Raw genomic sequence first — 13,721 nt, forward strand, 5'->3', positions numbered from 1 at the left:
GCTCGAGTCTGCTGTCTGCCATCTCTCCAGCAGACCTCAGCCGCCAGAGACCGTCACCACTTCACGGACAATCTGAAACGAGACACACCTCATGTGGCGTCCCGGATACTCGCGACCGGCTCACTAGTGGACGATCGCCACCATCACGTCCGACGCCGACGGCCGTTCCTCGGGACGCTTGTTCAGGCACGCCCCCACAACCCCCCGCAGCGCAGGCGGTAACGGCGACAGATCCGGATGAAACGTAAGCACCCGATGAAAGACGGCAGGCACGGTGTCCTCCCCGAACGCCGGCCGCCCCGTGGCCGCGAACATCATCGTCACCGCCCAGCTGAACACGTCGGACGCGGGCCCCACAGGCTCCCCGGTCAACTGCTCAGGCGCCATGTACGGCGGCGTCCCCACCATCTTCCCCGACGTCATCGTCATGTTGTCGAGCGCCCTGGCGATGCCGAAGTCGATCACGCGCGGCCCGTCGTGCCCGATCAGCACGTTGCTCGGCTTGAAGTCACGATGCACCACCCCGGCCTTGTGGATGGCCGCCAAGGCCCCGGCTGTGGATAACGCGAGCCGCGTCAGGCTGTCCTTGTCACGCGGCCCGTGCCGCCGTACGAGCTGCTCCAGCGACGGCCCCTCCACGTATTCCGAGACGATGTACGCGTGTTGCCCGTTGACGTTCACGTCGAGCACCCGGGCTGTGGAAAACGTGGCGACCCGCCGGGCCGCGTCCACCTCCCGCGCGAACCTGGTACGCGCCGTCTCGTCGACCAGGTCGTGCAGCACCTTCACCGCCACCCGAACCCCGTTGGGGGCCATGGCCAGATAGACGGCCCCCTGCCCGCCGCGCCCGAGCTGGTGCATCACCCGGTAATGCCCGATCCATTCCGGCTGCCCGGAAGGCTGGTGACGAGTGGGCGCCGTGGTGCGCTGATGCAGGTCGGCGGGCCGGTACTGCGGGACCGGCGCCTGCATGGGCACAGGCGCAGCCGGCTGGAAGCGCGCCCGCGCCATCGCCGGCACCAGGACGGCCGAATGGGCGATCCCGCCGATCCAGCTGATCACGAACCCGAACGACACCAACGTGGACATCGGCTCCGGAATGCTGTCGACCTCGTCGTACAGAATGATGGCGATGACGAACGAGCCGATGAGGACCAGGTAGACGCACGCGGCGACGGCCTGCAACGTGCTCCGCAGCCAGTACGCCGCGAACCCCATCGTGAACGGGGTCGCCAGCCCGCACGAAACGAGGGCCAGGACGGCCCACCCGATGGCGGCCGCCCACGCCCCGCCGCTGGGACGGACCGGATGGCTGTACGGCATGGCCGAGAGACTATCGCCATGCAGTCGCTCATATCGGACAGTCGCCCAGCCTGTGGATAACTTCCCGTCAACCTGTGGACGGCTGTGGAAAAACTGGGGACAACGGTCTTGGCTCATTCACCTCTGCCGCCAAGTACGTCATGATGTTGAACCATGGCGCGGATACCGGGAGTCGGACTGGCGAAAGGGCTGTCCATCACCCTTCGCCACATGCTGCGCAAATCGGTCACACAGCAGTATCCCGAGGTCAAGCCCGCCCTCCCGCCCCGCAGCCGAGGCGTCATCGCCCTGGTTGAGGAAAACTGCACCTCTTGCATGCTCTGTGCCCGGGAGTGTCCCGACTGGTGCATTTACATCGACTCCCACAAGGAGACGATCCCGGCGCCGGAAGGCGGCCGGCCCCGCCAGCGCAATGTGCTCGACCGGTTCGCCATCGACTTCGCCCTGTGCATGTACTGCGGCATCTGCATCGAGGTCTGCCCCTTCGACGCCCTCTTCTGGTCGCCGGAGTTCGAGTACGCCGAGGGCGACATCCGTAACCTCGTGCACGAAAAGGACAAGCTGGCCGCCTGGACCCAGACCGTTCCTCCACCGCCTGCCCATGACCCCGGCGCCGAGCCGCCGAAGGAACTGACCGCCGCCCCTCGCCGCCCCGCAGCCCGTACGGCAGCCGCCCGTCCCGGAGCGACACCGGAGGCGCCGGGCACCACCGGCGCCCGGCGCCCCGCACGAGAGCGCGGCCCCGCAGGGGCCGGCGAAGGCGCCCGCCCCTCCGAAGGGACCGCCTCCCGGGAACCGGGCGGCGCGGTCGGCGACGTGAGCAAGGGCGCCAAGCCTGAGACAGGCGCGGAATCGACGGCGCCCAGCCCCGAGTCCGCCGTAAGCGCAACGCCGAGCGTCGAAGCGACACGGCACACCGAACGCGAGCAAACCCCTCAGACCGCGACAACCCCGTCTCCTGAGCCCGCCGACACGACTCCATCCCCCAGAGAGGGGGACGCCGGTTCGCCCACCGAGCGCGCCGACGCCGGTCCCTCGGCGGAGGGTACGGATGCCGGAGAGCGGGCCCCACATGGGCCTGAGCAGGGGGAGCAGGCGCGCGCGAAGGCCGGTCCCACAGGGGCCGCCCCAGGCGAGGGCCCTGCGGCGCCGCCATCCGTCGCGGGCCGGCGTGAGCGTACGCGCAGGCCCATGTCCAACGTACGAGGCATCCGCCCCCCGGGCGCCCTCCCGCCCAGCCCCCAACCCACCGAACCGCCATCCCCAGCGCAGGGACAGGAGCCGGGCGACACCGCTTCCCCGGAGACGGCGCAAACCCCAGAAGGGACGAAGCCGCCAGAGGCGACCGGACCGTCAGAGGTGACCGGACCGTCAGAGGTGACCGGACCGTCAGAGGCGGCGACCCCGTCGGAGGGGACAAAGCAGTCGGAAGCGGCGAAGGGCGCGGTGCCCCCCGAGCCGGAGGGCGACGCATCCCACGTCGAAGAGGACGCCCCCGCTCCCCAGGCAGGCGAGGAGACGAACCACACCTCCGCCCAAGACCAGACCGGACAAGCTTCGGAGGAGCGCCCGCCGGGAACGACTCCATCCACAGGCGAGCCACCCTCGAACAGGTTTTCCACAGGCACGGGTGAACCGTCACCGGAACCCGGCCCGGCGGAGCAGACTTCTTCCGCGAGCCCGCGCAGGCGCAGGATGGCCGATCCAAGGTCCATCCGACCGCCGGGGCGGCTCGGCCCTGACGACCCAGAGGAGTCTGAGGAGGAGTCGTGACCGAGGCGGTGCCCTCCTACCTGTCACCCACCGGGCAAGAGATCGTCTTCTTGCTGCTGGGCGCGGTAGCGGTTGGATCGGCGCTGCTCGTCGTCACGACCAGACAGCTCGTCCATGCGGCCCTGTGGCTCGTGGTCTCCTTCGGCGCGCTCGCGGGCTGCTACCTGGTGCTGACCGCCGAGTTCGTGGCCTGGGTCCAGGTCTTGATCTACGTGGGCGCGGTCGTGGTCCTGATGTTGTTCGGCATCATGCTCACCCGCGCGCCGATCGGCCGTTCCGCCGACCTCGACAGCGGCAACCGGCCGGTGGCGGCCCTGGTGGCGGTGGCGACGGCGGCGGTCCTGGTCACGGTCGTGATCGACGGTTTCCGCACGGCGTACACACCGCTGAAACCGGGTCAGGGGGCGGCGAAGGAGCTCGGCGCCAGCGTCTTCGCCACCTGGGTGCTGCCGTTCGAGGCGCTGTCCGTGCTGCTGCTCGCCGCATTGATCGGAGCCATCGTGCTGTCCCGTACGGACATTCCCGGCTCGCCGCCCGATCAGAACGGAGGTGCCTGATGCACGTCGTCTACCCGGCGGTCGTCTCCGCGCTCCTGTTCTCCGTGGGCGTCTACGGTGTGCTCGCCCGACGTAACACGATCCTCGTGCTGATGTCGGTCGAGCTGATGCTCAACGCCGTCAACCTCAACCTGGTCGCGTTCGACGTGTGGCTCCGCGACCGCCTCCACAGCGGTCAGGTGCTCACCCTCTTCGTCATCGTCATCGCCGCCGCCGAAGTCGGCCTCGGCCTGGCGATCGTCCTGGCCCTCTACCGCAACCGCCGCACGGTCGACCTCGACCACCTCCGCGACCTGGCCGAGCCGGCCGCCGACGGCGATCGTCCAGAGGCCCTGGTCCCCAGCGGCGCACACACGAGCACGAACCCCTCCAACCAGGGCGACCGACGCCCCACGGCACTCCCAGCCCCCGACCCGATGCCCCCGGACAGCGAGCACCGAGCCGAGCGAGGAGACACGCCGTGACGACGTTCCCGCTGCTGGCCGTACTCCTGCCCACCCTCGCCGCAGCCGCCGGCCTGCTGCTCTCCCGCTGGCCCCACAACCGCACACCGGCTCAGGAGCAATCACCGCCCCCCACGGCCAAGGCACGACTCGCGGCCGCCGAGAAGGCCACCGGCGAACGCGCGAACACCCGGGCCGCCTGGATCGCCATCCTTCCGACCGCCGCCTCGGCCGTCCTGGCCCTCTGGCTGGCCTGGGGCCCCGGGTTCGCGTACCTCGAAGCCGACACCGCCTCCGAGCCCGTGGGCCGCACGTACGGCACGATCGTCACCGGCGGCATCCCGATCTCGCTCACCCTCCAGGCCGACGACCTGTCGGCGGTCCTCGGCGTCCTCGTGACGCTCGTGGCGCTGGCCGTCCAGGTCTACTCGGTCGGCTACCTCAAGGACGACCCCCGCTATCCCTCCTACAGCGCCTTCATCAGCCTGTTCACCAGCGCGATGCTCCTGGTGGTCTACGCGGGCGACCTCCTGGTCCTCTACGTGGGCTGGGAGATCATGGGCCTGTGTTCCTACCTGCTCATCGGCCACTGGTGGGAAGACCGGGGCAATTCGCGCGCGGCGGTCAAGGCGTTCCTCGTCACCCGGCTCGGCGACGTCGGGTTCCTGTTCGGCATCTTCGTCCTGGGCACGTCGGCGGGCAGTTTCCGCATCGCCGACGTACTGGCGAGGGTGCCCGAGATGTCCGCGGCCACCCTGACGACGGCCACCATGTTGCTGCTGTGCGGCGTCGCGGGCAAGAGCGCCCAGGTGCCGCTGCACACCTGGCTGCCGGACGCCATGGCCGGCCCGACCCCGATCAGCGCGCTGATCCATGCCGCCACCATGGTCGCCGCCGGCATCTTCATCGTGGCCAGGCTCTTCCCCGCCTTCCTGCACGCCCGTCCGACGCTCGACGTCCTGGCCGTGGTGGCCGCGATCGGCATGCTGGGGGCCGCGCTGGCCGCGTTCGCCCAGGACGACCTGAAACGGGTGCTCGCCTACTCCACGGTCAGCCAGCTCGCCTACATGGCCGGCGGCCTGGCCGCGGGCTCCGACAGGGCGGCCATCTTCCATCTGCTGACGCACGGGGCGTTCAAGGCCCTGCTGTTCCTGTGCGCGGGCGCGGTGATCCACCACGTCGGCTCCAACCTGATGACCCAGATGGGCGGGCTGCGGCGCGAGCTGCCGGTCACGTTCGTGACGATGACGGTGGGGTTCGCCGCTCTGATGGGCATCCCGCCGGCCAGCGGCTTCTTCAGCAAGGACGGCATCCTGTCCGCCATGGACGGCGCGCTGGCGGGCGGAGGCCTGACGGACGCCGCCGCGCTGCTCCTGTACGGCTGCGCGCTCGCGACCGTCGCCGTCACCGGCGCTTACGCCACCAGAGCGTGGCTGCGCACGTTCTTCGGCACGCCGAGAGTGGTGGCGCTCCCCGAGCCCGAGCCCGGCACGGCCCACGTCGTCGACGTCACCGAGGCGCCCCGGACCATGCTCGTGCCCATCATGCTCCTCGCCGTCCCGGCCCTGCTGCTGGGCTTCGCCGGGCAGCCGCACGTGGACCTGTCGGTGGCCGCGATCAGCGTCGTGCTCGCGCTGCTCGGCGCCGGGGTGGTCTACGCGGTGTGGCGCGGCGACCCCGTCGCCGACCCGGCCCGCCTGCTCGGCCCGCTGCGGGTGCCCTGCGAGCGCGCGTTCTACGTGGACGGCCTCTACGCGGCGCTGATCGTCCGTCCGATCATGGCCCTGGCCGGGCTGGTCGTCAGGACGGACGACGTGGTCGTCGACGGCGCCGTCCGCGGGTCGGGCCGTACGGCCCGCGGCCTGTCCGGATGGCTGCGCCTGACCCAGAACGGCAACGTCCAGCTCTACGTCAGCGGCGTCCTCGCCGGCGTGCTCCTGATCGCGGTGGGGGCGGTGATGCTCACATGACGACTCCGCAGCCCCGCCGGGGCGATGACGCTCACGCCATGGGCCACAGGCGGGCAGGCGCGAGCCCGCCTCCGCACAGGACGGTGGTGACCTCATGACAGGCTGGTTGCCGATCGCGCTGCTCGCCGTGCCGCTGCTCGGCGCGCTCCTGCTCCTCCTCGTCCCCGAGGTGCTCCGCCCCGCCCTGCGCACGTACGGCCTGATCCTCTCGGGGGTCACGCTGGCGCTGGCCCTGGTCATGGTGGCGACGTTCGACCACGGGCAGGCGACGCGCCTGCAGTTCACGGTCGACCAGCCCTGGATCCCCGGCCTGGGGCTCCACCTCCATCTGGGCGTGGACGGCATCTCCCTGCCGCTTGTGGTGCTCACCGCGCTGCTGACGTTCCTGTGCTTCGGCTACCTCTCCTGGGGCCGCCCCCGCACGCCGAGCCGGTTCCTGGGAAACCGGCCGAGAGCACTCGTGTTCACGCTGCTGGTGCTCGAAGTCGGCATGATCGGCACGTTCCTCGCCCTCGACCTGCTGCTCTTCTTCGTCTTCTTCGAGATCGTGCTGATCCCGATGTTCTTCCTGATCGGCATCTGGGGCGGGGCGGGCCGCAGGGCGGCGTCGATCAAGTTCATCCTGTACACGCTGCTCGGCTCGGTCGTGATGCTCCTCGGCCTGCTGCTCGTATGGACCCAGACCGGCACCCTCGACATGGCGCGACTGGCCGCGGCCCATGGCGCGGGAATGTCCAGGTCCGTGCAGATCCTGGCGTTCGTGGCGATCGGGGTGGGCCTGGCGGTCAAGACACCGATGTGGCCCCTGCACACCTGGCTCCCCGACGCCCACACGGAGGCCCCGACCGTCGGCTCGGTCCTGCTGGCCGGAGTGCTGCTGAAGATGGGCACGTACGGTTTCGCCAGGATCGCCATCCCCGTCCTCCCCGAGGGGGCGACCGCGGTGGCGCCGTGGCTGGGGGCGTTCGCCGTGGTCGGCATCATCTACGGCGCCCTGGCCTGCCTGGCCCAGCGCGACCTCAAGCGCATGATCGCCTACTCCTCCGTGGGCCACATGGGTTTCGTCCTGCTCGGTTTCGCCACCCTGACCCCGACCGGCATCAACGGTGCCCTGTTCGCCAACGTCGCCCACGGCCTGATCACCGGCCTGCTGTTCTTCCTGGCCGGGGCGATCAAGGACCGCTATCACACGGCGGACATGCCCAGCCTCGGCGGCGGCATGCTGGCCACGATGCCGCGCCTGGGCTCGGTGCTCACGTTCGCCGCGATCGCCTCGCTCGGGCTGCCGGGGCTGGCCGGGTTCTGGGGGGAGATGCTGGCGCTGTTCGGGGCGTTCCAGCCGGCGAGCGGCCTGCCGCGTGCGCTTTTCCTCACGTACATGGTGATCGGCGGCTTGGGGGCGGTCCTGACGGCCGCGTACTTCGTGCTCATGTTGTCCCGGGTCACCCACGGCCGCCCGCCGGGAGTCGTCGATCAACAACAGGCTCCGCCGTCCGGCGAGACGCCGGACGAACGCCCGGTGGCGCCTCTCGGCTCGGACGAGTCGCTCGCCGAGCAGGCGGCGATCGCGACGCTCGAAACCGAACAGGCCCAGCGGGGGATCAGGATCGATGATCTCCGGTCCTACGAGCTGGCGGCGTGGACGCCGCTGGTTGTGCTGATCGTGCTCTTCGGGCTCTGGCCCGGTCTCCTGCTCTCCCTCACCACACCGGCCGTGCAGACCCTGCTGGGAGCCCTGCCATGATCCAGCAGATCGACTACTTCGTGATCGCCCCGCCGCTGGCGCTGGCGGTGGTGGCCGGGCTCGTGCTGCTGCTCGACGTGTTCCTTCCTGTCGGGACGCGCACGCGGTCCGTACTCGGGCTGGTGACGCTGGCGGGGGTCGTCGCCGCCCTCGGCTTCGTGATCGCGCAGGCCGTGAGCGGTACGCCGCGCGCGACGTTCTGCGTACCGCCCGACCTCGCCGGCGGCGGATCGGGCACACTGTGTTCGTTCGTGGCGGACCGGTTCACGACGGCCTTCGCGGGGCTGGTGCTGGTCGCGGCCCTGGTGATCGTACTGATGTCGATGACCGAGCTGGCCGGGGGCGGCATCCCCGCCGGAGAGTGGTACTTCCTGCTGCTCTGCACCCTCGTCGGCGCGGTGACGCTGCCCGCCTCCCGCGACCTGGTCATGCTCGTGGTGGCGCTCGAACTGGTCTCGCTCCCGGTCTTCGCCCTCACCGCGCTGAAACGTTACGACGGCCGCGCCTCCGAAGCCGCGGTCAAGCTCTTCGTCGTGTCGGTCGTGTCCACGGCCATCATGTTGTTCGGCGTCTCCCTTCTGTACGGCATCTCCGGGACGGTCTACCTCTCCCGCCTGGCCGCCGTCCTGAGTGGCGGTATCGCGGCGCCGGGGGCGGCGGCCGGCACGCATTCCACGGCGCTGGAGACGGCCCACGGGCTGCCCGCGGTCGTCACGGTGGGCGTCGTCCTCGTGGCGGCCGGGTTCGCCTTCAAGATCGCCGCAGTGCCGTTCCACTCCTGGGCGGCGGACGTCTACCAGGGCGCGCCGATCCCCGTGGCGGCCCTGCTCTCGGTCATCTCCAAGGCGGCCGGGTTCGCGGGGCTCATCCTCGTGCTGGTCACCGCGCTCGCCGGCCAGTCGTCCACGTGGGGGCCGGTGATCGCGATCGTCTCGGCGCTGACCATGACCGTGGGCAACCTGCTCGCCATGCGTCAGCGCTCGGCCGTACGCATGCTGGCCTGGTCCTCGGTCGCGCAGTCCGGCTACGTCCTCGCCCCACTGGCGATCGCCGCCACGGCGGCCACGCCGCAGGCCGCGACCGGCACATCCGTCGCATACCTGGTCATCTACGCGGCCATGAACCTCGGCGCCTTCGCCGTCGTCATGCTCGTCTCCAGGACCGCCACGCGCAATGAGCTCGACGACTATCGCGGCCTGGTGTTCCGCAGTCCGGCCGCCGGGATCGCGCTGGCGTTCTGCCTGGTCTGCCTGGCAGGGTTGCCGCCGGGGCTGGCAGGTCTCTTCGCCAAGATCTTCGTGTTCAGAACGATCGTCGAGGGCGGTCTGGGCTGGCTCGCGCTGGTCATGGCCGTCAACACCGTGATCGGCCTCTACTACTACGCGACCTGGGCGGCCCGCCTCTTCGCCCCCACGGGAGAACGGGCCCTCCGACGGCCGTCCCCTGCGGCATGGCTGGCCGTCGGACTGGCCCTGGGCGTGGCGATCCTCTTCTCGGTCGCACCACAACTGGTGCTGGACATGACGTCCTTATCGGCCACGGGCTGACCGAGAGCGGATCACGAGGGCGGCCGGCCGGGCCACGACCCGCCCTCCTCCCCGGACAACACGGGCAAGTCGCGCTCCGCCCGCGGCTGTGCACGCCGGGGAACGATAGACCGGGTCATCATCGTTGGACGAGGTGAAACCCGGACCACGAAGGGGGGAGACCTTGCACCACAACGGTCTGCGTACCGCCATCCTCCTGGGAGGTCTGTCGGCGTTCATCATCGTGGTGGGCGCGTGGCTGGGCGGTGGCACCGGTCTGCGGATCGCGTTCGTACTGGCCCTGCTGAGCAACGGCGTCGCCTACTTCTTCTCCGACCGCATCGCGCTGTCGGCCATGCGGGCCAGGCCGGTCAGCGAGGTCGAGCACCCGACCCTGTACCGGATCGTCCGAGAGCTCTCCACCGAGGCACGCCAGCCGATGCCTCGCCTGTACATCTCGCCGACCGTGCAGCCGAACGCGTTCGCGACGGGCCGCAGTCCACGGCAGGCCGCCGTGTGTGTCACGTACGGCCTGACCCAGTTGCTCGACGAGTCCGAGCTGCGCGGCGTGATCGGGCACGAGCTGTCGCACGTGTACAACCGGGACATCCTCGTCTCCTCCGTGGCCGGCGCGCTGGCCACGATGATCACGTGGCTCAGCTACGTGGCCGTCTTCTTCGGCGGCTCCGACGACGACGAGGGCCCCGGCTTCCTGGGCGCCCTGCTGATGATGATCCTCGGCCCCGTGGCGGCCGGGATGGTCCAGATGGCCATCTCCCGTACGAGAGAGTTCCAGGCCGACGAATCGGGCGCGAGGCTCACGGGTGACCCGCTGGCCCTGGCCTCGGCACTCCGCAAGATCGAGATGGGCGCGCGCAGGTTGCCGCTCCCCGAGAACAGCCGTCTCACCTCGGCGTCCCACATGATGATCGCGAACCCGTTCAGCGGATCCGGCTTCGGCCGCCTCTTCTCGACGCACCCGCCCACGTCCGAGCGGGTGGCAAGGTTGGAGCGGATGGCCGGCTACCGCCGCTGACGTTCCCGGTGCCATGACATCGGGGAGCCGGTGTTCGCCGTGCACCCGTCCAGGCCCTCAAAGCGACCGAGAGGCCCGAATCGCGCGGGTTCTGGCTCCAGGTCCCTCTGGGGTCGGTTCGAGCCCGCGGGACTGCGAGTGCCCACGTACGTCCGGCCTGGCCTCGTGACCGCCTTGGCTTGATCGAGAGGACGCTACCCGAGCTCTCCGGTCGCCGTGACCTTCCTCAGGATGGCCGCCAGGTCCTCGGGGAAGAAGGTCTCCTCGGTGCCTTCGAGCTCCTCGGCGCTCCACCACCGATGACCGGTCGTCGTCTCTTTCTCGATCTGTTCCATGTGATCGAACGAAATGGCCGCGTCGTGTGTCCGGATCGCGAAGAAGGTCTGATCCTGTGTGATCGCGTAATCAGCCCAGATGAACTCGATCGTGCTGGTTCCGTACGGACCGGCGAACTCCTCCACGTCCCGCCGGATCCCGACTTCCTCGTACAGTTCGCGCGCGGCGGCCTGCTGAAGCGTCTCGCCGTCCTCCGTCGCACCGCCGATGGTGAACCAGAACGGTTCGTCCGGCCGTTTCGGATCAAAGCCGTGCAGCAGCAGAACCCGGTCCTGTGCATCGACAGGCAGGACACGTGCCGTGAACCGGCGCAAAGGGATCTTCGTCACGGTTGTCGAGCTTACGATGCGGAGTTCGCCCCCGTTGTCACCGAAACGCAGGCCCGAGGCACAGGAGGGCGCGTACGCCGCCATGTGCCCCGGATGCCGACCTGTCAGCGGTAGTTCACGAATTGCAGAGCGATGTCCAGGTCCTTGCCCTTGAGCAGAGAAATGACGTCCTGCAGATCGTCCTTCTTCTTCGAGCTGACCCGGAGCTCTTCGCCCTGGATCTGCGCCTTGATCCCCTTCGGACCCTCGTCCCGGATCAGCTTGGAGATCTTCTTCGCGTTCTCCTGGTCGATGCCCTCCTTGAGGCTGACCAGCATGTGGTACTCCTTGCCCGACAGCTTGGGCTCGCCCGCGTCGAGGACCTTCAGCGAGAGCCCTCGCTTGATCACCTTCTCCTTGAACACGTCGAGTACGGCGTTCGCGCGCTCCTCGCTGTTCGCCTTGATCACGATGTTGTCCTGACCGGACCAGTTGATGCTCGCCCCGGTCCCCTTGAAGTCGAAGCGGTGTCCGATCTCCTTGACCGTCTGGTTCAGCGCGTTGTCGACCTCCTGACGGTCGATCTTGCTGACGATGTCGAAAGATGAATCGGCCAAAACACCCATCCTCTCGGCTGTGAAAGCGTTATTCGGGATCCCGCTTCCCCGCCGTACGCGAAACCTCTTCGTCGTACGCCGAACGCGCGGACCCAGCGAACGAGCCTAGCCAGCATCGGCGCGCCGCGCAGTCCACGTACACCCGACGCGGCTTGATGCGGTCCCCTTCACGGCGGAACATGGCACTGGACCCACATTTCGCAGTTTCCGATCGTATTGGTAGGGATCATGCGAGTCATCGGAGCCGGCTTCGGCCGTACCGGAACGTTGTCCACGAAAGCCGCACTGGAACGCCTGGGCTTCGGCCCATGTCATCACATGACGGAAGTGATCCAGAACCCCGTCCACATCCGCCGCTGGCTGGACCTCGCCGAAGGCCGCCCCATCACCTGGGACACCCTCATGTCCGGGTACGCCTCCTGCGTCGACTGGCCGGCCGCCTCGTACTGGCGCGAACTCGCCCACCACTACAAGGACGCCAAGGTCATCCTCACCGTCCGCGACCCCGAACACTGGCTGGCCAGCATGAACGCCACCATCTTCAAACGCTCCGCCCGCGCCCGCACCTGGTCCGGCCGGACGATGGCCGGCATCTCCAGCCTCCTCGACACGGACTTGGCGGCATTCATCCGGATGACCCGCCTGGTCGTGAGCGAACGCGTCTTCGGCGGCGACACCCCCGACACCGAACTCGCCCTGAAGATCTTCAAAGAACACGTGGAGGAGGTCAAAGCCACCATCCCCCAGGACCGCCTGCTGGTGTTCGAGGTCACGCAGGGCTGGCAACCACTGTGCGACTTCCTGGACGTACCAGTACCAAACGAACCCTTCCCCAGAACGAACGACGCAGCAGGCTTCGACCAGCACTCACGAGCGATGGGACGCCTGCTGTTCCGGCGCAGCCGATGACCCCGATCCGGCTCGGGACAAACCGGTGTCACGTACACCTCGGAAGTCCGCTATTCTTCTGTCTGTCGCCGCGAGAGCGGATGGCACGGCAGGTTGCCCGAGTGGCCAAAGGGAGCGGTCTGTAAAACCGTCGGCTCAGCCTACGCAAGTTCGAACCTTGCACCTGCCACACCAGCGGGAAGAGGCCCGTCACCAGCGGAAACGCGGTGACGGGCCTCTCGCTTTGTGTCTGGCTGTCTACGACGGTCACCGGCGTCCTACGGCCACTCACGGCCAATACGCGGCCAAGTTCGCGGCTGGCCAGGCCCCGGGTAGATGGCATCCTCTGCCTCGCCAGGCTGGGGACGGTCGCCTTGACATCCCAGACCATGCGGGGCTCCGTACTGGGTGTTGAGATCCTCTCCGCGTGGAGAGGTGCGGCAGCGCCGTTTGGCCCGACGTGTCCCTTCTGGAGCCCGCGAGTTGTCGCGGCGGCACTACTTGGCAAGCCTCGGTGTCGCTGAGACTTCCATATGGGATTGCGCTGTGCTGAAGAATTGGAGAATGGATTCGCTTCCAGCGCCGAGCCGGACCGGTGTACGGATTGCAGGGGACATGTATCAATGGCTGAACGCGTGGCGTGGATGCATAGCTGCCCTGCGTGACCGTGCTCGGCGGATACCCAATCCGGTTATTGCCGTTGGTGTGGAGGTCGATGGTGCAGGAAATCTTGACGACGTCGTGCTGTACCGCTTGGTTGCCCCAACTCATACTGGCAGGTCAAGTACGCGGTTGACGCGACCACGCTCGTGAACACGGAATACCTGCTGCAGCCCAGTCGCGATGGGGGAGCTGGGGTTTGCGAAGGGATCGGTCAGTACGACGTGCTGCTCGAAGAGAAGAACGGAACCCCGGTGCATTGGGCCGTCTGCATACAGTGGACGGAGACTCACCCCGACGCAGTCGAGCACCTACGCCGCCATGGATTCTCTGATTGACGGGTCGCCCCGTCCGCACTGTGGACGGATAGGTCGTTCTTCTTTGGCTCCACCTGGTGACACTGGGCTCAGCCGGATGTCTGGTCTCACTTGATGCTTGACGCTTTGGCATCGGATGATGCTTGACACTCCTAGCTGATCTTTCGCTTCTTAGTATGCGCCTGAGACTTGATCCGAGTGATCTCCTGGGTGGTGGTTCGGG

General features: G+C 68.4%; 10 protein-coding genes, 1 tRNA gene and 1 pseudogene. 9 read left to right on the plus strand and 3 right to left on the minus strand.

Features of this window, described 5'->3' with window-relative positions; translation table 11 throughout:
• Positions 1 to 123 precede the first annotated feature (123 nt).
• On the minus strand, positions 124 to 1,185 hold the full coding sequence (locus DMB42_RS52440) for a serine/threonine-protein kinase (protein ID WP_185845352.1): 1,062 nt from the start codon (positions 1,183 to 1,185) through the stop codon (positions 124 to 126).
• 348 nt (positions 1,186 to 1,533) lie between these two features.
• Between DMB42_RS52440 and DMB42_RS55890 the strand changes: the two genes are divergently transcribed.
• The 7 genes and pseudogenes from DMB42_RS55890 (at position 1,534) to htpX (ending at position 10,372) form a co-directional block, all read left to right on the plus strand.
• Positions 1,534 to 3,096 carry a 4Fe-4S binding protein gene (locus DMB42_RS55890; protein ID WP_396986614.1) on the plus strand — a complete coding sequence of 521 codons (1,563 nt, stop codon included), beginning with the start codon at positions 1,534 to 1,536 and terminating at the stop codon, positions 3,094 to 3,096.
• On the plus strand, positions 3,093 to 3,653 hold the full coding sequence (locus DMB42_RS52450) for an NADH-quinone oxidoreductase subunit J (RefSeq protein ID WP_125649828.1): 561 nt from the start codon (positions 3,093 to 3,095) through the stop codon (positions 3,651 to 3,653). Before DMB42_RS55890 ends, DMB42_RS52450 begins: the two co-directional genes overlap by 4 nt.
• Positions 3,653 to 3,934 (plus strand): annotated as a pseudogene (gene nuoK, locus DMB42_RS52455) (NADH-quinone oxidoreductase subunit NuoK); the annotation flags it as partial. The gene DMB42_RS52450 and the pseudogene nuoK, both read left to right, overlap by 1 nt.
• A 179-nt stretch (positions 3,935 to 4,113) precedes the next feature.
• Complete coding sequence (locus DMB42_RS52460) at positions 4,114 to 6,066, plus strand: NADH-quinone oxidoreductase subunit L (RefSeq protein ID WP_125649834.1); 1,953 nt, start codon at positions 4,114 to 4,116, stop codon at positions 6,064 to 6,066.
• A 94-nt stretch (positions 6,067 to 6,160) separates the two neighbouring features.
• Entirely contained in the window at positions 6,161 to 7,810 is a 1,650-nt protein-coding gene (locus tag DMB42_RS52465; RefSeq protein WP_125649837.1) for a NuoM family protein, read from the plus strand.
• Positions 7,807 to 9,357 carry an NADH-quinone oxidoreductase subunit N gene (locus DMB42_RS52470; RefSeq protein ID WP_125649839.1) on the plus strand — a complete coding sequence of 517 codons (1,551 nt, stop codon included), beginning with the start codon at positions 7,807 to 7,809 and terminating at the stop codon, positions 9,355 to 9,357. Before DMB42_RS52465 ends, DMB42_RS52470 begins: the two co-directional genes overlap by 4 nt.
• 163 nt (positions 9,358 to 9,520) lie before the next feature.
• On the plus strand, positions 9,521 to 10,372 hold the full coding sequence (gene htpX / locus DMB42_RS52475; RefSeq protein ID WP_125649842.1) for a zinc metalloprotease HtpX: 852 nt from the start codon (positions 9,521 to 9,523) through the stop codon (positions 10,370 to 10,372).
• Between the two features lie 194 nt (positions 10,373 to 10,566).
• On the opposite strand, the gene DMB42_RS52480 is transcribed toward htpX, so the two are convergent.
• Positions 10,567 to 11,037, minus strand: coding sequence for an NUDIX hydrolase (locus tag DMB42_RS52480; RefSeq protein ID WP_185845353.1), 471 nt, complete (start codon positions 11,035 to 11,037; stop codon positions 10,567 to 10,569).
• Between the two features lie 104 nt (positions 11,038 to 11,141).
• Positions 11,142 to 11,633, minus strand: coding sequence for a YajQ family cyclic di-GMP-binding protein (locus DMB42_RS52485; protein ID WP_125649848.1), 492 nt, complete (start codon positions 11,631 to 11,633; stop codon positions 11,142 to 11,144).
• 228 nt (positions 11,634 to 11,861) lie between these two features.
• On the opposite strand from DMB42_RS52485, the gene DMB42_RS52490 reads away from it, so the two are divergent.
• Both DMB42_RS52490 and DMB42_RS52495 read left to right on the plus strand, forming a co-directional pair.
• Complete coding sequence (locus DMB42_RS52490) at positions 11,862 to 12,542, plus strand: sulfotransferase family protein (RefSeq protein WP_125649851.1); 681 nt, start codon at positions 11,862 to 11,864, stop codon at positions 12,540 to 12,542.
• 87 nt (positions 12,543 to 12,629) lie between these two features.
• Positions 12,630 to 12,711 (plus strand) — tRNA-Tyr (locus DMB42_RS52495).
• Positions 12,712 to 13,721: the final 1,010 nt, after the last annotated feature.

Source organism: Nonomuraea sp. WAC 01424, assembly GCF_003947315.1.
Classification (GTDB): domain Bacteria; phylum Actinomycetota; class Actinomycetes; order Streptosporangiales; family Streptosporangiaceae; genus Nonomuraea; species Nonomuraea spiralis.

Coding starts and splice junctions, on each gene's coding strand:
- DMB42_RS52490 (WP_125649851.1), top strand. CDS start 11,862: ATGCGAGTCATCGGAGCCGGCTTCGGCCGTACCGGAACGTTGTCCACG.
- DMB42_RS55890 (WP_396986614.1), top strand. CDS start 1,534: ATGCTGCGCAAATCGGTCACACAGCAGTATCCCGAGGTCAAGCCCGCC.
- DMB42_RS52470 (WP_125649839.1), top strand. CDS start 7,807: ATGATCCAGCAGATCGACTACTTCGTGATCGCCCCGCCGCTGGCGCTG.
- DMB42_RS52465 (WP_125649837.1), top strand. CDS start 6,161: ATGACAGGCTGGTTGCCGATCGCGCTGCTCGCCGTGCCGCTGCTCGGC.